Raw genomic sequence first — 17,730 nt, 5'->3', positions numbered from 1 at the left:
AGGGTTGCAACGCAACCCCAAAAAAAAACTCAATGCATTTTTACTATTTGCTGATCGGACGCCCGCCAGATCAAGCGGCTGGTGTCATACCCCTGCTGCCGCGCCCTGGACAGCAGGTTCTCACGCTCCCAGGCCGGCAGTGTCGGTGTGCGCGACAGAATCCAAAGGTATTTGCGGTCCGGGCTGCCGACGATGGCCGTACGGTAGTGCTCGTCCACATAAAGAATCCAGTACTCACCCCGCGCCACGCCTGGTACCAGCCTGGTGAACCAGTTATCGAACTCGACCCATAGCTTGTCGGTGTGCCCCGGCTCCTGGATATTCGCATGCCCTTCGGCGCGAAGCCATTCATCACCCATGGTGCGGCAGCGGTTGAGCACGCCATAACTGCCATCAGGCCTGAGGTTGTAATGGGCCTCGGACTGCTCGCAGCCTTCCTGGAAGCGCATGGGCAGGCGCGCCAGCTCGTACCATTTGCCCTGGTAGCGCTTGAGGTCGACATGGCCGGCGGTTTTCGGCGCCAGCGGGTCGTGCACGGAACCTGCACAACCGCCCAGCAGCAACGCCAGGCATACCCCCATCAGCAGGTACGCACGCCTCATTTGAGGCCCTGCCCGGAATACATCAGCACCTTGTCAGCTGCGTACTGCACGCTGATGAAGCTCTTCTCGTCCCCCCAGGTGCAGCTGCTCATGCCCAACGCGCCAGAACACTCGGTCGGCGTGCCGAGCAACTGCTCGACCTCGGCCTTGTTCATACCGGCCTTGATCTTGGAATAGTTTTCCTGATTGATCTTGCTGCAGGCAGTCAGCACGACGCACAGCGACAACAGGGCGAGGGAACGCAACGACATGAAGGGACACTCCTGAAAGATGATACAGGCGAGTGGCCTGCAGTGACCTTCGACGTGAAAATCCCTCCCAGGTTCCCTGCCCCACCCCCTATGTCCCTACACCATTGGTCGGATGGCCACTACTGTGCGATTAATCACAAAGCATTAATCATGCGCCCAATAAAAAAGGCCGCCCCCAATGGGAGCGGCCTTGCGTCGCGATGCCTGCACAGCAGGCCCCTTGGGCCTCAGAACCGGGACCCAGGCTCCAGCAAAAAGTCCATCTCTTCGCTGGTGCTCGGCCGCTCCAGCACCAGGTTGCGGTGCGGGAAGCGCCCGAAGCGGGCAATTACCCGCTGGTGCTGCTCGGCATAGTCGAGGAAGCCTTCAAACAGCCGGCGGTTGGCCTCGGGCTGTTCGTCCAGCAGCATTCGATAACGCTCCACGCACAGGTTCTGCCAGTCCAGCACTTCGGCATGCTCCAGTACCAGCAGCACGAACACGCGCTGGATCGGCAGCAGCTGGTAGTCCCAGCCCTTCTGCAGGCCCTGCATGGCGACCACCTGGGCACGCCGGTCGCCCTCGAAGGCGCGCGGCGTGTCGCGGTAGATCATGCGTGGCAGCTGGTCGAGCAAAATCAGCAGGCCCAGCCAGCCCTGCGGGCTTTGCTGCCACTCTTCGAGCCCACCCGCCAGGGCATGCTCGACCAGGTCGCCAAACAGCGCATGGGCCTCGGCATCGTAATGCTTGCCGAACCACAGCGTGCTCTTCTCGTCAGCCACGGCCTGGGCACTGGTGCCCCAACCGAACCACCACTCCAGCAACGGCTGCCAAGGTGCGAGCATGACTTACTCCTTGTGGTAGGCGGTGACGCGCTCGACCTCTTCCTTCGAGCCGAGAATCACCGACACGCGCTGGTGCAGGCTTTCTGGCTTGATGTCGAGGATGCGATCGTAACCGTTGGTGGAAGCGCCACCGGCCTGTTCGATGATGAACGACATCGGGTTGGCTTCGTACATCAGGCGCAGCTTGCCCGGCTTGCTTGGTTCGCGGGCGTCACGTGGGTACATGAACAGGCCGCCACGGGTCAGGATGCGGTGCACGTCGGCCACCATCGAGGCGATCCAGCGCATGTTGTAGTTCTTCTTCAGCGGGCCGGTCTCGCCTGCCAGCAGTTCGCCCACATAGCGCTGTACCGGGGCTTCCCAGTGGCGCTGGTTGGACATGTTGATGGCGAACTCGGCGGTGGTCTCCGGTACGCGGATGTTTTCGTGAGTCAGCACGAAGCTGCCCAGTTCGCGATCCAGGGTGAAGCCCTTGACGCCGTTGCCCAGGGTCAGGATCAGCATGGTCTGCGGGCCGTAGATGGCATAACCGGCAGCAACCTGCTCGGTACCTGGCTGCAGGAACGCTTCTTCGTTGAGGCTTTCGTTCTGGCTCAGGTACTGGTTAGGGCAACGCAGAACCGAGAAGATGGTACCGACCGACACGTTGACGTCGATGTTCGACGAACCGTCCAGCGGGTCGAAGACCAGCAGGTAGGCGCCTTTCGGGTACTTGCCCGGGATCTGGTACGCGTTGTCCATTTCTTCGGAAGCCATGCCAGCCAGGTGACCGCCCCACTCGTTGGCTTCCAGCAGGATATCGTTGGAAATCACGTCCAGTTTCTTCTGGACCTCGCCCTGCACGTTTTCAGTGCCCATGCTGCCCAGCACACCGCCGAGGGCGCCTTTGGACACGTGATGGCTGATTTCCTTGCACGCACGCGCTACCACTTCGATCAGGAAGCGCAGATCGGCAGGGGTATTGTTGCTGCGGGTCTGCTCAATCAGATAGCGACTCAGGGTAACGCGGGACATGTATGGCTCCGAACGGATTGGGGGGATGAAAAACCCCCGCAGTTTACAGGGAGAGTGACGGGCTAGCGAGTGATGAGACTCGCCACGGCTCTCAGACGGCACAATAGGTCGGTAGTTCAGCCTTCGCCAGGCCGGTGGTCTGGTTGTGGGGCCATTCGCGGACGCGCCCGCGCCTACAGGTGGATAAGGGCCCTGTAGGCGCGGGTTTACCCGCGAACAAGCCAGCACAGGCCCGCCTCAGTCCAGCGCCTTCCAGATCTCGGTCGCATACTCGCGAATAGTCCGATCCGAGGAGAACCAGCCCATCCGCGCGGTATTGAGCACCGCCTTGCGCCACCACTCCTGCGGTGTGTGCCACAGATCCTCGACCCGCCGCTGGGCATCCCAGTAGGCATCGAAATCGGCACACACCAGGAAGCGATCGTAAGCCACCAGGCCGTCGATCAACCCGGTGTACCGAGAAGGGTCGTCTGGCGAGAACACACCACTGCGAATGGCCTGCAACACATCGGTCAAGCGGTTGGAAGCAGCTATGGCGGCATTGGCGCCAAAATCACCGGCACGCTTGCGCGCTTCAACCTGCTGCGCGGTCAGGCCAAAGATGAACATGTTGTCGGCCCCCACCTGTTCGCACATCTCCACATTGGCACCATCCAGGGTGCCGATGGTCAGCGCACCATTGAGGCCGAACTTCATGTTACTGGTACCGGAAGCTTCGTAACCTGCGGTGGATATCTGCTCGGAAAGGTCCGCCGCCGGGATGATGCTCTCGGCCAGGCTGACGTTGTAGTTGGGCAGGAACACCACCTTCAGCAGGCCGCGCACCGTCGGGTCGTTGTTCACCACACGGGCGATGTCGTTGGCCAGCTTGATGATCAGTTTGGCCTGGTGGTAACTGGCCGCAGCCTTGCCAGCGAAGATCTTCACCCGCGGCACCCAGTTGGTGCCAGGGTCGTTGCGTATGGCCTGGTACAGTGCAACGGTGTGCAGCAGGTTGAGCAACTGGCGCTTGTATTCGTGAATACGTTTGACCTGAACGTCGAATAGCGCCTCGGGGTTGACCGTGACGCCGATACGATCCTGAATGATGCTGGCCAGGGCGCGCTTGCTGTGCAGCCGCTGGGCAGCGAACTGCTTGCGGAAACCGGCTTTTTCGGCGAACGGCACCAGGCCCGCCAGACGCGTCTGTGGGTCGTCCTTGAGTTCCGGCCCAAGCGCCTCGACCAGCATCTCGGTCAGTTGAGGGTTGGACTGGTACAACCAGCGGCGGAAGGTAATGCCGTTGGTCTTGTTGTTGATCCGTTGCGGGTAGAGCTTGTGCAGCTCGGAGAACACCGTGCTTTTCATCAACTTGCTGTGCAGCGCCGACACGCCGTTGACGCTGTGCGAGCCGAGAAACGCCAGATTGCCCATGCGCACCCGTCGGCCGTTGTCTTCCTCAATCAGCGAAACCGCGCGCAGCACGTCGAAGTCGTGCAGGCCTTTGGCCCGCAACGCATCGATATGGTAGGCATTGATCAGGTAGATAATCTGCATGTGCCGCGGCAGCATGCGCTCCATCAGCGCTACCGGCCAGGTTTCCAGGGCTTCTGGCAACAGGGTATGGTTGGTGTAGGCGAGCGTGCCGACGGTCAGTTCCCAGGCCTTTTCCCAAGGCACTTCGTGCTGATCCACCAGCAACCGCATCAGCTCCGCCACCGCAATCGAGGGATGGGTGTCGTTTAGCTGGATGGCCGCTGCATCAGGCAGGTTGAGCAGGTCCTTGTGCATGTTCAGGTGGCGCCGCAGCAAGTCCTGCAGCGAAGCCGAGACGAAAAAGTACTCCTGGCGAAGGCGCAGTTCCTGACCGGCCTCGGTACTGTCGGCGGGGTAAAGCACACGCGAAATGCTCTCGGCACGCGCCACTTCAGCCACAGCCCCCAAATGGTCACCGGCGTTGAAGCGCTCCAGGTGCAGCTCTTCCAGCGCGCGCGCGCGCCACAGGCGCAGGGTGTTGACGCTGGATCCGCGCCAGCCGACTACCGGCGTGTCGTAGGCCACCGCCCGCACCGTCTCGCCAGGCCACCATACCTGGCGCTGGCTACCGCTTGCATCGTGCACCGTTTCGACACTGCCGCCAAAGCTGATCGGGTAGATCACCTCGGCGCGCTCGAACTCCCAGGGGTTGCCGAAATCCAGCCAGTTCTCGGTCTGTTCCTGCTGCCAGCCATCGACCACGGCCTGACGGAACAGCCCGTGCTCGTAGCGGATGCCGTAACCATGGGCAGCGATACCCAGGGTAGACATGCTCTCCATGAAGCACGCAGCCAGACGGCCAAGGCCACCATTGCCCAGCGCGGCGTCCGGCTCGAGCAGGCGAATGCGTTCGAGGTCCACATTCAGCCCTTCCAGCGCATCGCGGGCGACGTCCAGCAGGCCCAGGTTGCTCAGGCTGTCGTACAGCAAGCGGCCGATGAGAAACTCCAGGGAAAGGTAGTAGACACGCTTCTGGCTGCGCCGATAGGCCTGCCGGGTGTGATCCATCCAGTGGTCGACCATGTGATCGCGCGCGGCCAGGGCAATGGCTTCGAACCAGTCATGGTCGAAGGCGTGCTCGGGGTCCTTGCCGACCGCGTAGGTCAGCTTGTTCAGTACAGCAGCGCGAAAATCCGCGACTTCGGCGTCACGTGCTTTGGGTTCCTGGGACATGCGGCATCCTCGGGCAAGTTGACGAAAGCGGAGGGAGAGTGTTGAGACTAGACCCTTCGACAGAGAGCGACAGTTACGGTTCGCAGTTTTCATGCCCACTCTGCGATTCCGGCAAAAGGTTGTTCATAAATTGAACAATTCCGGTATCATCGCGCGCCCCAAGACCGTGATCCACCCTATAAAGATGAAAACGACCCTGATCGCCGCGGCCGAAGTCGACCGCCTGGAGACCTGGCAGCGCTATACCAGCAACATGTGCCATGGCTGCCATTCGACCTGCTGCACCCTGCCGGTGGAGGTGAAGATCAAGGATCTGATCCGTATCGGCGTGGTCGACGAGTTCGAAAAAGACGAACCCCCCAAGAACGTGGCCAAGCGCCTGCAAAAAGAAGGCATCATCGAGCGCTTCAACCAGAAGTCCGGGATCTTCACCCTGACCCGGATGAGCAACGACGACTGCATGTACCTAGATCGTAAAAGCCGGCTGTGCACCATTTATGACAAGCGCCCGGATACCTGCCGCAACCACCCCAAGGTCGGGCCGCGGCCGGGGTATTGTGCCTACAAGCCCAAGGTGGTTGGGCGTTGAGTCTTGCGCCGGGGCATAAATCGAGCGCCGCGCAGGCGGCGCTCGATTCTGTGGCGATGCCGAGTTGGGCATGAAGCACTGAACCCACCGCTCCCATTTCAACCAGCGGGGAAGCTCCGGCAAGCACCCCCCTGATCCGCTGGTGGATGCTCAGGATAAGTCTGCGGCAAAACGCTGACCGGGCTGGTGACGACGAAACCATCAGCAAACCGCGCCTCTACGAACCGCGCCTGCCAGCCTTGCGCCGGCGGCGCCCAGTCAAGGCTGAAGGCCTCACTGGGGATGATCGTCTGCGATGTGTAGCGTACCCCACAGGCATGGCGGAAGTCCCGATCCAAGGGGTTAGCCGCAGTCCACACCTTCACTGCTACAGGCATTTCCGAAAGCCGTACCAGCACATGCGCAGCTCCTTCGCCCGGAGCCACTTGCACGCGAGGCATGGGCAGGCTGGCCTGGATACGCTGAACCATCGGCACGAGGGTAGTGACAACATGCGCACGCACGCCCCCATGGTCCGAGTTCGGCAGCACCCTGAGGCTGGTCTGGCCAGGCAGGCGCTGCAGGTAGTCCGTGGCGTGATCAGGGGCGAAGAAATCATCCCCGCTGGCGGACACCAGGTATTTCGGTATCTTCAGGCGAGCACCCGGCTCATCCAGGTACTGCATCGGGTCCATCAGTGCCATCAACCGAGCGAAGGCCGGGCTGCCCAACTGCTGCAAGACTTCCGCAGCCTGATAGGGCCAGAGCGCCAATGGCCATGAACCACCGTACCGCTTGCGCAAGCCCTCCAGCATGCTGGAAGTGTCGGCAACATCGATGACGCTGGGCACGATGGCAACTACCCGATCATCGGCCATGGCCGTCAGCCATGCACTCCAACCGCGTTTCGAGGCACCGGTGATGATGAACTGCTCGAGGCGTAGCTCGGGCAACGCGTCAGCCATGAGGTCCATGCCCCTGCTGGCGACAGCGGCCATTGGCACATGCAGCGGCAGCTCCGGGGCAGCCGCGTCGTTACGCAGCCAATGCGCCCAGGTGTGGGCCACGGCATCATCCTCGCGCATCGGCGCTTGTGCATCACGGAAGGTCACATACTGGTTGGGCACATCGCTGATCGACGCCACAACAGTCTGTGTCTGCACGGCAATGGCACTCAACGCCTCGGACGAGTAGTCAGGGATTTGTTGTTCCTCACCAAACCTCACACCGTTATTGACCACTACCAACGCTTTCTCCGCCAATGCCACGTCTGGCACGAACAGTTCGACGCGGTGCTCCCACAGGCGGGGCTCAACAACGGGCTCAGGTGACCAGGTCTGTGAGGTCATCCGGTATTGATACAGCGTATAGCCCTGTGCGGGTGTCTTCTGCTCCAACTGGTACTGCAAGGGTGCCTGTCTCACCTTCTCGACATGACAGCGGGCTAATTCCTGCGGTCGCAGCGCGCTACACGCCTGCTGGGCACTGGCCTGAAAACTGACGGCGAGACACGGAATAAACAACAGGTAACGACAATTCATGTTCCAAGCTCCAAAGCAAGAGCCAGCCAACCTAGGCAGGGCCTCTGATTGTCACAAGGCTCCTCGGTTTGCCGTCGAACAAACACCTGCAAAACACAGTCGCTTCCTACTGGAGCTTTCCACAAGGCAAACAAAAACGCCCCCGGCCTTTCGACCGGGGGCGTTTTCATTCAGCCTGAGCTAACTCAGTTCTTGGCTTTCTTGGCTGCGCGGGTACGCTCGCCTTCGTCCAGGATCTTCTTGCGCAGACGGATCGACTTAGGCGTCACTTCGCACAGCTCGTCGTCCTGGATGAATTCCAGGGCCTGCTCGAGGGTGTGGCGAACTGGTGGCACCAGGGCGATGACTTCGTCTTTGCCCGAAGCACGCATGTTGTCGAGCTTCTTGCCTTTGGTCGGGTTCACGCCCAGGTCGTTGTCACGGCTGTTCAGGCCGATGATCTGACCGTTGTAGATCTCCTGGCCGTGTTCAACGAACAGCTTGCCGCGAGCCTGCAGGGTTTCCAGCGAGTAGGTCAGTGCCTTGCCGGTCTCGACCGAAACCAGTACGCCGTTGAGGCGGCCGGACATCTGGCCCGACTTCATGGTGTCGTAGCGATCGAAGATCGAGGTCAGGATGCCTGCACCGTTGGTCAGGGTCAGGAACTGGTTACGGAAACCGATCAGACCACGGGCTGGAATGTTGTACTCCAGACGAACGCGGCCCTTGCCATCCGGAACCATGTTGGTCAGGTCGCCTTTACGCAGACCCATCTCTTCCATGACCTTGCCCTGGGATTCTTCAGGGATGTCGATGGTGACGTTCTCGAACGGCTCCTGCTTCACGCCGTCGACTTCGCGGATGATCACTTCAGGACGGCCCACGGCCATTTCGAAGCCTTCACGACGCATGGTTTCGATCAGCACCGACAGGTGCAGCTCACCACGGCCCGAAACCTTGAACTTGTCAGGGGAGTCGGTCTCCTGAACGCGCAGAGCAACGTTGTACAGCAGCTCCTTGTCCAGACGGTCCTTGATGTTACGGCTGGTGACGAACTTGCCTTCTTTACCGCAGAACGGCGAGTCGTTGACCTGGAAGGTCATCGAAACGGTCGGCTCGTCAACGGTCAGCGGCTTCATCGCTTCTACCGCATCCGGGGCGCACAGGGTGTCGGAGATGAACAGCTCATCGAAACCGCTGATGCAGACGATATCGCCAGCCTGGGCTTCTTCGACGTCAACGCGGTGCAGACCGTGGTGACCCATCAGCTTCAGGATACGGCCGTTACGCTTCTTGCCGTTGGTGTCGATGGCGACAACCGGGGTGTTCGGCTTGACGCGGCCACGGGCGATGCGGCCAACACCGATAACGCCGAGGAAGCTGTTGTAGTCCAGTGCGGAGATCTGCATCTGGAACGGACCGTCGCGGTCAACAGACGGTGCAGGTACGTTGTCGATGATCGACTGGTACAGCGGGGTCATGTCTTCGGCCATGGCAGTGTGGTCCAGGCCGGCAATGCCGTTCAGGGCCGAGGCGTAGACCACTTTGAAGTCCAGCTGTTCGTCGGTGGCACCGAGGTTGTCGAACAGGTCGAAGATCTGGTCCAGAACCCAGTCAGGACGTGCGCCCGGACGGTCAACCTTGTTGATCACGACGATTGGCTTCAGGCCGGCTTCGAAAGCCTTCTTGGTCACGAAGCGGGTTTGCGGCATCGGGCCGTCCTGGGCGTCGACCAGCAGCAGCACGGAGTCGACCATCGACATTACACGCTCAACCTCGCCACCGAAGTCGGCGTGGCCGGGGGTGTCGACGATGTTGATGTGGTAGCCGTTCCAGTTGATGGCGGTGTTTTTCGCCAGAATGGTAATACCGCGCTCTTTTTCCTGGTCGTTGGAGTCCATGACGCGCTCGTCATTGAGCTCGTTACGCTCCAGAGTGCCGGACTGACGCAGGAGTTTGTCGACCAGAGTGGTTTTACCATGGTCAACGTGGGCGATGATGGCGATGTTACGCAGATTTTCGATCACAAGTGTATCTCGATCAGAGGATTCGGTTGCCGCCCAGTGTAGGCGGCCAATATGTACTGTTTAAGGCTCAGCGGGCCCGGCGGTCGGGAGGGCGATGGCGGATACTGCCGCCATACAGCCCCGGCGTCTTATGTCGGACGATAAACACGCACATTGGCATGTCCCTCACTGAGCAGGTGGTGTGCGTGCAAACGGCTCATCACACCCTTGTCGCAATACAGCAAGTACTGGCGCGTGGGGTCCAGGTGCTTGAACTTGCTGTTGATGGCGTAGAACGGCATGGCCTGGACTTCGATGCCTTCCAGCACCAGAGGTTCGTCTTCCTGGGCATCGGGGTGGCGAATGTCGATGACGATCTGGCCTGGCAGCGCCTCGGCCACTTCCTCGATTTCGATGTCCTTGCCCAGCTCATCGATCACATGGTCGATGGAAATGAACTTGGCGCGCTCGAGCGCGCGCTCCAGCACGGCCATGTCGAACTGCTTTTCTTCGTGCTCCATGCGGTGACGCTTGGCATGGGTGGTCGGGTTTACCGAGATCACGCCGCAATATTCCGGCATGTGCTTGGCAAAGTCCGCGGTGCCGATTTCGGTGGCCTGGTCGATGATGTCCTGCTTGTGGCTGGCCAGCAGCGGGCGCAGCACCAGCTTGTCGGTGGCCGAGTCGATGATCGACAGGTTCGGCAGGGTCTGGCTGGACACCTGGGAAATCGCTTCGCCGGTCACCAGCGCGTCGATCTGCAGACGGTCGGCCATATGGGCGGCGCCGCGCAGCATCATGCGCTTGAGGGTCACGCCCATGTAGCTGTTGTCGACCTTGTTGAGGATCTCGCCAACCACTTCTTCGAACGGCACGCTGATGAACAGTACGCGTTGGCTGCTGCCGTACTTTTTCCACAGGTAATGGGCCACTTCCATTACGCCCAGCTCGTGAGCACGGCCGCCGAGGTTGAAGAAGCAGAAGTGGGTCATCAGGCCGCGGCGCATCATCTGGTAGGCCGCAACGGTGGAGTCGAAACCACCGGACATCAGCACCAGGGTCTGCTCCAGAGCGCCCAGCGGATAACCGCCGATGCCGTTGTGCTGGTTGTGGATCACGTACAGGCGCTGGTCGCGGATTTCGATGCGCACCAGCACTTCAGGCTTTTTCAGCTCGATCCCGGCGGCGCCACACTGCTGGCGCAGCTGGCTGCCGACGTAACGGTCGACGTCCATCGAGGTGAAGTCATGGTGGCCACCGCGCTTGCAGCGCACGGCGAAGTGCTTGCCGGCCAGCAGTTGGCCGAAGTGGTGCTTGCACTTGGCGACGATGTCGTCGAAGTCACCCAGCGGGTATTCCTCTACCTGCAGGAAGTGGGTGATACCCGGGGTGCAGGTGAGGCGTTCGATCATCTCGCGCTGGACTTTTTCGTCTTCGACGCGGGTGACCACCTCGAGATTGTCCCAGACACCATCGACCGCGAGCTCAGGGTCGAGATCCTTGAGCACGTTGCGGATGTTCTTGCCAAGCTGGCGGATGAAGCGCTTGCGCACCGGCCGGCTTTTGATGGTGATTTCTGGGAAGACTTTGACGATAAGTTTCATTGGTTAACAGCGCGCGCAGGGCCTGCCGAAAATGAGGGGCGCGAATTATATCGGAAATTGCTCAGGATTTGACCAACTTTTGATCAGAAGCTTTGAGATAAATGCAGAGGCCAGGTTCTGCAGTGCCTGTTACGGCCCTTTCGCGGGTNACCCGCGAAGAGGCCCTAGAAGCTAGCACACCACTCACGCCACGCACCCTATTGGTGCGAGATGATCAAAAAACGCATCGTAAGGGTGCACTTTTACCCGCTAACCCAACGCCAAATGCCCGCAAACGCCCCCTTTTATCCCACCCTCGCCATTTTCGGGCACTGGCATGCAATTTGCTCCCTTGTGAGGCAGGTAAGCTTGGCCGACTATCCGCGCCCGGCAACACCCTTTTTCCAGGGCAGCGGCCCACCGCGCTCTAGACCATCCGGAGGACAACATGTCGAAGTCGGTTCAACTCATCAAAGATCATGACGTCAAGTGGATTGATCTGCGTTTCACGGACACCAAAGGCATTCAGCACCACGTGACCATGCCGTCGCGTGATGCGCTGGACGAAGACTTCTTCGAAGTCGGCAAGATGTTCGACGGTTCCTCCATCGCTGGCTGGAAAGGCATCGAAGCTTCCGACATGATCCTGATGCCGGTCGACGAAACCGCCGTTCTGGACCCGTTCACCGAAGAACCTACCCTGATCATCACCTGCGACATCGTCGACCCGTCGAGCATGCAGGGCTACGATCGCGACCCACGCGCCATCGCCAAGCGCGCTGAAGAGTACCTGAAGAGCACCGGCATCGGTGACACCGTATTCGCCGGCCCAGAGCCTGAGTTCTTCATCTTCGACGAAGTGAAGTTCCACTCGGACATCTCCGGTTCGATGTTCAAGATCTTCTCCGAGCAGGGCTCGTGGATGACCGGCGCTGACGTGGAAGGCGGCAACAAAGGCCACCGCCCGGGCGTGAAAGGCGGCTACTTCCCGGTTCCGCCGTTCGACCACGACCACGAAATCCGTACTGCCATGTGCAACGCTCTGGAAGAAATGGGCCAGACCGTTGAAGTTCACCACCACGAAGTGGCGACTGCCGGCCAGAACGAAATCGGCGTCAAGTTCAACACCCTGGTGAAGAAGGCTGACGAAGTACAAGCGCTGAAATACGTCGTGCACAACGTTGCCGACGCTTACGGCCGTACCGCCACCTTCATGCCGAAGCCACTTTACGGCGACAACGGCTCGGGCATGCACGTGCACATGTCGATCTGGAAAGACGGCAAGAACACCTTCTCGGGTGAAGGCTATGCCGGCCTGTCCGACACCGCCCTGTACTTCATTGGCGGTATCATCAAGCACGGTAAGGCCCTGAACGGCTTCACCAACCCGTCGACCAACTCGTACAAGCGTCTGGTCCCAGGCTTCGAAGCCCCGGTAATGCTGGCCTACTCGGCTCGCAACCGTTCCGCCTCGATCCGTATTCCTTACGTTGGCAGCCCGAAAGCCCGCCGTATCGAAGCACGCTTCCCGGACCCATCGGCCAACCCGTACCTGGCCTTCGCGGCCCTGCTGATGGCTGGCCTGGACGGCATCCAGAACAAGATCCACCCAGGCGACGCGGCCGACAAGAACCTGTACGACCTGCCGCCAGAAGAAGCCAAGAACATCCCGCAAGTGTGCGGCAGCCTGAAAGAAGCTCTGGAAGAGCTGGATAAAGGCCGTGCGTTCCTGACCAAGGGCGGCGTGTTCTCCGATGACTTCATCGATGCCTTCATCGAGCTGAAGAGCGAAGAAGAAATCAAGGTCCGTACCTTCGTACACCCGCTGGAATACGAGCTGTACTACAGCTGCTGATCTGATTGGCGCCTCGCGCCGATGACATGATCACAACGGCCTCCCTCGGGAGGCCGTTTTTGTTTTCATACATGCGAATCAGAACGCCCCTACAAGCAGCAGTTGGTCAACTGCGCACAATCCATTCTCCCTCTGTATGGAGAACACCATGCGCCTGGCCATCACGTCACTTTGCTTGCCGTTTGCCTTGATCGGCTGTATCGCTCCTGAAGCCTCCCAGCCTGAATTCAACCCACTCCTATCCAACATCGAGTACCGACTGGACCTGGCCAGCTCGGTTGCACTGCACAAGTGGGAACACAACCTTGCCGTAGCAGCGCCCGAGCGCGAGCGCGAAGTCCTTGCCCTGGTGCGCCAGCAGGCTGCCGACCATGACCTCAGCCCTGAACGCGCCGCAGCTTTCTTCAGCGACCAGATCGAGGCCAACAAGCTGATGCAATACACCTTGCTCGATCGCTGGGTCACGCTAGAGCAGAGGCCATCAGCAGCCGTCCTTGATTTGGTCGACCAACTGCGACCTCGTCTGGACAAGCTTCAGGCAACGCTTCTGTTCGAGTTGGGGCGCTTCGACCGGCACCCTCCAAAGGACTGCGCGCGTAAACTCGCCAACGCCCTGCACGCCCGCACCAATGACCCGATACGCCACCTTGTCCTGGTCCGGGCGACCGCACAGCTGTGCCCGAAACACTAGATGCGTCAATGCTCTATATTGGTGCATAACAACGCCAAACGCTCCGCCATGCACCCCAAAACAGGTCGCGCGGAGCGCCCGCTCAGCACATTTTGATCCGATTAAGCGCAAATCCAGGCCTTTCTCAGCTATTTCCGCTTCTTTTCGGAGCCTTGGTTTGTTTCTTGCATTTTTTGCAGGAAGAGAGTCTCGCATCAGCGGATCCACAGCACGCCCGGTTCTGGCCCCAAGTGCCAGGCAAGCGCCAAACGAGGTCAACGACGCCTTATGACCATCAGCGATGCACAGCACCGTCTGCTTCTGGACAACCTGACCACCGCCACGTTGCTGCTCAACGCCGAGCTGCGCCTGGAGTACATGAACCCGGCCGCAGAAATGCTGCTGGCCGTCAGTGGCCAGCGCAGCCATGGGCAATTCATCAGCGAGCTGTTCACCGAATCGACCGAGGCGCTCAGTTCGCTGCGCCAGGCGGTCGAGCAGGCGCACCCGTTCACCAAGCGTGAAGCGCAGCTTACATCGCTGACCGGGCAGACCATCACCGTCGACTACGCGGTAACGCCGATACTGCATCAAGGCCAGACCCTGCTGTTGCTCGAGGTGCACCCGCGGGACCGTCTGCTGCGCATCACCAAGGAAGAGGCCCAACTGAGCAAGCAGGAAACCACCAAGATGCTGGTGCGCGGCCTGGCCCACGAAATCAAGAACCCCCTTGGCGGCATCCGCGGAGCGGCCCAGCTACTGGCCCGCGAACTGCCCGAGGAAGGGCTGCGCGACTACACCAATGTGATCATCGAAGAGGCCGACCGCTTGCGTAACCTGGTCGACCGCATGCTGGGCTCCAACAAGCTGCCGTCGCTGGCCATGACCAATATTCACGAAGTGCTGGAGCGGGTGTGCAGCCTGGTCGATGCCGAAAGCCAAGGGTGCATCACTTTGGTGCGCGATTACGACCCAAGCCTGCCGGACGTGCTGATCGACCGAGAACAGATGATTCAGGCCGTACTCAACATCGTGCGCAACGCCATGCAGGCGATCAGCTCACAGAATGAGCTGCGCCTGGGTCGCATCACCTTGCGCAGCCGTGCCCTGCGCCAGTTCACCATCGGTCACGTGCGTCACCGCCTGGTAGCGCGGGTAGAAATCATCGACAACGGCCCGGGCATCCCGCCGGAACTGCAGGACACCCTCTTCTATCCCATGGTCAGTGGCCGCCCGGACGGTACCGGGCTGGGCCTGGCCATTACCCAGAACATCATCAGCCAGCACCAGGGCCTGATCGAGTGTGAAAGCCACGCTGGCCATACCGCCTTCTCGATTTACCTGCCTCTGGAACAAGGAGCCACCGCCTCATGAGCCGAAGTGAAACCGTATGGATCGTCGACGATGATCGCTCCATCCGCTGGGTCCTGGAAAAAGCCCTGCAACAGGAAGGCATGACCACCCAGAGCTTCGACAGCGCAGACGGTGTCATGGGACGCCTGGCACGCCAGCAACCCGACGTGATCATTTCCGACATTCGCATGCCTGGCACCAGCGGCCTCGACCTGCTGGCGCAGATCCGCGAGCAACACCCGCGCCTGCCGGTCATCATCATGACCGCCCACTCCGACCTGGACAGCGCCGTGGCCTCGTACCAAGGCGGTGCCTTCGAGTACCTGCCCAAGCCATTCGACGTCGACGAAGCGGTATCGCTGGTCAAGCGCGCCAACCAGCACGCCCAGGAGCAGCAAGGCCTGGATGTGCCACAGAACCTGGCGCGCACCCCGGAAATCATTGGTGAAGCCCCGGCGATGCAGGAGGTGTTCCGCGCCATCGGCCGCCTCAGCCACTCCAACATCACCGTGCTGATCAATGGCGAGTCCGGCACCGGCAAAGAACTGGTGGCCCACGCCCTGCACCGGCACAGCCCACGCGCAGCATCGCCGTTCATTGCCCTGAACATGGCCGCCATCCCCAAGGACTTGATGGAGTCGGAGCTGTTCGGCCATGAGAAAGGCGCCTTCACAGGTGCTGCCAACTTGCGTCGCGGCCGTTTCGAGCAGGCCGATGGTGGCACGCTGTTCCTCGACGAAATCGGGGACATGCCTGCCGACACCCAGACCCGCCTGCTGCGTGTGCTCGCCGATGGCGAGTTCTACCGCGTGGGCGGCCATGTGCCGGTCAAGGTCGACGTGCGCATCATCGCCGCCACCCACCAGAACCTGGAGTCACTGGTGCAGGCCGGTAAGTTCCGTGAGGACTTGTTCCACCGCCTGAACGTGATCCGTATCCATATTCCGCGCCTGGCCGACCGCCGCGAGGATATCCCCGCCCTCGCCCGCCACTTCCTTGCCCGGGCGGCCCAGGAGCTGGCAGTCGAGCCGAAGATCCTCAAGCCGGAGACTGAAGAGTTCATCCGCAACCTGCCATGGCCGGGCAATGTGCGGCAGATGGAGAACACCTGCCGCTGGATCACCGTGATGGCCTCCAGCCGCGAAGTGCTGATCGGCGACCTGCCACCCGAACTGCTGAACCTGCCACAAGACGCCGCGCCGGTAACCAACTGGGAGCAGGCCCTGCGCCAGTGGGCCGACCAGGCATTGGCGCGCGGGCAGACCAGCCTGCTGGACAGTGCAGTGCCGAGCTTTGAACGGATCATGATCGAAACGGCACTCAAGCACACCGCCGGCCGCCGTCGCGATGCCGCGCTGTTGCTGGGTTGGGGGCGCAATACCCTGACGCGCAAGATCAAGGAGCTGGGGATGAATGTGGCCGGGGGGGATGATGAGGAAGGTGATGACCACTGAGCTCTGAATTAGCTTTTTAGATTGCTGGGGCTGCTTTGCAGCCCATCGCGACACAAGGCCGCTCCCACAGGANGTGTCGCGATGGGGCGCAAAGCGGCCCCAGTCATTTCAGCCTTCTGAATGCACCGTTCCTGTGCCGGCTGCACCTCTCGAAGGCACAAATCCCCTCAAAATCCGGCCAAATCACCCGCTAAGCCCAGTATTCACGGCTTTTGCAAAACTGGCACGCCCCCTGCAATAAGCAATACATCTCCAGTTTCGGGGGCCCTGGTACAGGCAGGCCGGGTGAACCCCTCTTTTATTTGCAGCACCGCCGCTTTTGGGGACCTCGGTACAGGCAGGCCGGGACATCCCCCCTTTATACGCAGCACCCCTTTTGGGGACCCTGGTACAGGCAGGCCGGGATATCCCCTCTTTTATTCGTGCAGTTTCACTTGCACCCGCCAGCGCCCAGCGTCCTCTGCACCGGCCCATTCGCCGTGCAGGGGGCGCGCGGCCACCACCGTCAACAACAAACCTTCCTTGCTGTGCTGTACCCGCCAGCTCACCGGCTTGCCCTGCAGGCTGAGCTGCCCTTGCTGAGCCTTGCCCTGGGCCTGAAACAGCAACGCCACCGTCCCTTCCACGTTCTCGCCATGCAGCTTGGGCTCTTCGTTGAACCACAGCTCCAGGCCATCCTGCGTCGCTTGCACCTGCTGCAGCTCACGCTCGTCCGGCGTAGTCAGGCGACCGATCATCAGCCCTACCATCAAGCCAACGATCGCCAACGACAGCATCACCCGTGGGAAGGCCTTCGAACGCACGTCCGGTTCAGGGGTAGAATGCCCGTCATCTTCACGTTTGGAGCCGTGCATGTTTCACGTCATCCTTTTTCAACCAGAAATTCCGCCGAATACCGGCAACATCATTCGTCTATGCGCCAACAGCGGCTGTGCCCTGCACCTGATCGAACCCATCAGTTTCGAACTGGATGACAAGCGCCTGCGCCGCGCAGGGCTGGACTACCACGAGTATGCCACGCTCAAGCGCCACGAGAGCTTGGCCGGATGCCTGGAAAGCCTTGGCAACCCACGGTTGTTCGCCTTTACCACCAAGGGCTCGCACCCGTTCCACGAAGTGGCCTTCCAGCCGGGCGACGCCTTCTTGTTCGGGCCAGAGAGCCGCGGGTTGCCGGCCGAGGTGCTGGATAGCCTGCCGGCCGAGCATCGCCTGCGCCTACCGATGCGGCCAGGGTGCCGTAGCCTGAACCTGTCCAATACCGTGGCGGTGACGGTGTATGAGGCGTGGCGGCAGAACGGGTTTGCCGGGAGCTGATGTGTTGCCTGTGCGGGCCTCTTCGCGG

At 60.8% G+C, this 17,730-nt stretch carries 15 protein-coding genes; 6 read left to right on the top strand and 9 right to left on the bottom strand.

Going from position 1 to position 17,730, the window contains the following annotated elements; translation table 11 throughout:
- Nucleotides 1-29 precede the first annotated feature (29 nt).
- The 5 genes from ACTJJN_RS00570 to ACTJJN_RS00550 form a co-directional block, all read right to left on the bottom strand.
- The gene (locus ACTJJN_RS00570) at nucleotides 30-602 is read right to left on the bottom strand and encodes a lipocalin family protein (protein ID WP_010955593.1); all 573 of its coding nucleotides are present in this window, start codon (nucleotides 600-602) and stop codon (nucleotides 30-32) included.
- A complete protein-coding gene (gene bamE / locus ACTJJN_RS00565) occupies nucleotides 599-853 on the bottom strand; it encodes an outer membrane protein assembly factor BamE domain-containing protein (RefSeq protein ID WP_003249234.1) in 255 nt (84 codons plus the stop codon). The genes ACTJJN_RS00570 and bamE overlap by 4 nt, the downstream gene beginning before the upstream one ends.
- Nucleotides 854-1,080: 227 nt before the next feature.
- Entirely contained in the window at nucleotides 1,081-1,677 is a 597-nt protein-coding gene (locus ACTJJN_RS00560; RefSeq protein ID WP_012053931.1) for a DUF924 family protein, read from the bottom strand.
- 3 nt (nucleotides 1,678-1,680) lie between these two features.
- Nucleotides 1,681-2,691: a class 1 fructose-bisphosphatase gene (locus ACTJJN_RS00555; RefSeq protein ID WP_003249230.1), complete on the bottom strand. Its 1,011-nt coding sequence runs from the start codon at nucleotides 2,689-2,691 to the stop codon at nucleotides 1,681-1,683.
- A gap of 237 nt (nucleotides 2,692-2,928) precedes the next feature.
- Nucleotides 2,929-5,379, bottom strand: coding sequence for a glycogen/starch/alpha-glucan phosphorylase (locus ACTJJN_RS00550; RefSeq protein WP_012053932.1), 2,451 nt, complete (start codon nucleotides 5,377-5,379; stop codon nucleotides 2,929-2,931).
- Nucleotides 5,380-5,563: 184 nt separating this feature from the next.
- On the opposite strand from ACTJJN_RS00550, the gene ACTJJN_RS00545 reads away from it, so the two are divergent.
- Nucleotides 5,564-5,968: a YkgJ family cysteine cluster protein gene (locus tag ACTJJN_RS00545; protein ID WP_003249225.1), complete on the top strand. Its 405-nt coding sequence runs from the start codon at nucleotides 5,564-5,566 to the stop codon at nucleotides 5,966-5,968.
- Nucleotides 5,969-6,066: 98 nt separating this feature from the next.
- Here the strand turns inward: ACTJJN_RS00545 and ACTJJN_RS00540 are convergent, their stop codons facing one another.
- From ACTJJN_RS00540 to thiI, 3 genes are all read right to left on the bottom strand, one after another.
- Nucleotides 6,067-7,488 (bottom strand): PhoPQ-activated pathogenicity-related family protein, encoded by a 1,422-nt coding sequence (locus ACTJJN_RS00540; RefSeq protein ID WP_029611793.1) that lies wholly within the window; start codon nucleotides 7,486-7,488, stop codon nucleotides 6,067-6,069.
- Between the two features lie 185 nt (nucleotides 7,489-7,673).
- Nucleotides 7,674-9,494, bottom strand: a complete 1,821-nt coding sequence (gene typA, locus ACTJJN_RS00535) for a translational GTPase TypA (protein WP_003249222.1) — start codon at nucleotides 9,492-9,494, stop codon at nucleotides 7,674-7,676.
- A 128-nt stretch (nucleotides 9,495-9,622) separates the two neighbouring features.
- A complete protein-coding gene (gene thiI / locus ACTJJN_RS00530) occupies nucleotides 9,623-11,077 on the bottom strand; it encodes a tRNA uracil 4-sulfurtransferase ThiI (RefSeq protein ID WP_440780734.1) in 1,455 nt (484 codons plus the stop codon).
- A 427-nt stretch (nucleotides 11,078-11,504) separates the two neighbouring features.
- Here thiI and glnA point away from each other — a divergent pair, with 427 nt between their 5' ends.
- The 4 genes from glnA (at nucleotide 11,505) to ntrC (ending at nucleotide 16,388) form a co-directional block, all read left to right on the top strand.
- Nucleotides 11,505-12,911, top strand: a complete 1,407-nt coding sequence (gene glnA, locus ACTJJN_RS00525) for a type I glutamate--ammonia ligase (RefSeq protein WP_003249219.1) — start codon at nucleotides 11,505-11,507, stop codon at nucleotides 12,909-12,911.
- Between the two features lie 148 nt (nucleotides 12,912-13,059).
- Complete coding sequence (aroQ, locus tag ACTJJN_RS00520; RefSeq protein WP_012053934.1) at nucleotides 13,060-13,602, top strand: gamma subclass chorismate mutase AroQ; 543 nt, start codon at nucleotides 13,060-13,062, stop codon at nucleotides 13,600-13,602.
- A 267-nt stretch (nucleotides 13,603-13,869) separates the two neighbouring features.
- A complete protein-coding gene (gene glnL / locus ACTJJN_RS00515; protein WP_003249215.1) occupies nucleotides 13,870-14,955 on the top strand; it encodes a nitrogen regulation protein NR(II) in 1,086 nt (361 codons plus the stop codon).
- A complete protein-coding gene (gene ntrC / locus ACTJJN_RS00510) occupies nucleotides 14,952-16,388 on the top strand; it encodes a nitrogen regulation protein NR(I) (RefSeq protein ID WP_003249213.1) in 1,437 nt (478 codons plus the stop codon). The genes glnL and ntrC overlap by 4 nt, the downstream gene beginning before the upstream one ends.
- A 416-nt stretch (nucleotides 16,389-16,804) precedes the next feature.
- Here ntrC and ACTJJN_RS00505 read toward each other — a convergent pair whose 3' ends face one another.
- Nucleotides 16,805-17,242: a hypothetical protein gene (locus tag ACTJJN_RS00505; RefSeq protein WP_003249211.1), complete on the bottom strand. Its 438-nt coding sequence runs from the start codon at nucleotides 17,240-17,242 to the stop codon at nucleotides 16,805-16,807.
- On the opposite strand from ACTJJN_RS00505, the gene trmL reads away from it, so the two are divergent.
- On the top strand, nucleotides 17,241-17,702 hold the full coding sequence (trmL, locus tag ACTJJN_RS00500) for a tRNA (uridine(34)/cytosine(34)/5-carboxymethylaminomethyluridine(34)-2'-O)-methyltransferase TrmL (RefSeq protein WP_003249209.1): 462 nt from the start codon (nucleotides 17,241-17,243) through the stop codon (nucleotides 17,700-17,702). The genes ACTJJN_RS00505 and trmL overlap by 2 nt on opposite strands.
- Nucleotides 17,703-17,730 lie beyond the last annotated feature (28 nt).

This window comes from Pseudomonas sp. 22515 (assembly GCF_052044625.1).
Classification (GTDB): domain Bacteria; phylum Pseudomonadota; class Gammaproteobacteria; order Pseudomonadales; family Pseudomonadaceae; genus Aquipseudomonas; species Aquipseudomonas alloputida.
Note: the sequence above shows the minus strand (reverse complement) of the source record. Positions and strands in the feature narration are given on the sequence as shown.

What these genes read in the sequence shown, in the direction of transcription:
- ACTJJN_RS00505 (WP_003249211.1), bottom strand. Translation starts at nt 17,242, where the DNA reads ATGCACGGCTCCAAACGTGAAGATGACGGGCATTCTACCCCTGAACCG.
- glnL (WP_003249215.1), top strand. Translation starts at nt 13,870, where the DNA reads ATGACCATCAGCGATGCACAGCACCGTCTGCTTCTGGACAACCTGACC.
- ACTJJN_RS00570 (WP_010955593.1), bottom strand. Translation starts at nt 602, where the DNA reads ATGAGGCGTGCGTACCTGCTGATGGGGGTATGCCTGGCGTTGCTGCTG.
- aroQ (WP_012053934.1), top strand. Translation starts at nt 13,060, where the DNA reads ATGCGCCTGGCCATCACGTCACTTTGCTTGCCGTTTGCCTTGATCGGC.
- ACTJJN_RS00555 (WP_003249230.1), bottom strand. Translation starts at nt 2,691, where the DNA reads ATGTCCCGCGTTACCCTGAGTCGCTATCTGATTGAGCAGACCCGCAGC.
- ACTJJN_RS00560 (WP_012053931.1), bottom strand. Translation starts at nt 1,677, where the DNA reads ATGCTCGCACCTTGGCAGCCGTTGCTGGAGTGGTGGTTCGGTTGGGGC.
- thiI (WP_440780734.1), bottom strand. Translation starts at nt 11,077, where the DNA reads ATGAAACTTATCGTCAAAGTCTTCCCAGAAATCACCATCAAAAGCCGG.
- bamE (WP_003249234.1), bottom strand. Translation starts at nt 853, where the DNA reads ATGTCGTTGCGTTCCCTCGCCCTGTTGTCGCTGTGCGTCGTGCTGACT.
- ACTJJN_RS00545 (WP_003249225.1), top strand. Translation starts at nt 5,564, where the DNA reads ATGAAAACGACCCTGATCGCCGCGGCCGAAGTCGACCGCCTGGAGACC.
- ntrC (WP_003249213.1), top strand. Translation starts at nt 14,952, where the DNA reads ATGAGCCGAAGTGAAACCGTATGGATCGTCGACGATGATCGCTCCATC.
- trmL (WP_003249209.1), top strand. Translation starts at nt 17,241, where the DNA reads ATGTTTCACGTCATCCTTTTTCAACCAGAAATTCCGCCGAATACCGGC.
- ACTJJN_RS00540 (WP_029611793.1), bottom strand. Translation starts at nt 7,488, where the DNA reads ATGAATTGTCGTTACCTGTTGTTTATTCCGTGTCTCGCCGTCAGTTTT.
- glnA (WP_003249219.1), top strand. Translation starts at nt 11,505, where the DNA reads ATGTCGAAGTCGGTTCAACTCATCAAAGATCATGACGTCAAGTGGATT.
- ACTJJN_RS00550 (WP_012053932.1), bottom strand. Translation starts at nt 5,379, where the DNA reads ATGTCCCAGGAACCCAAAGCACGTGACGCCGAAGTCGCGGATTTTCGC.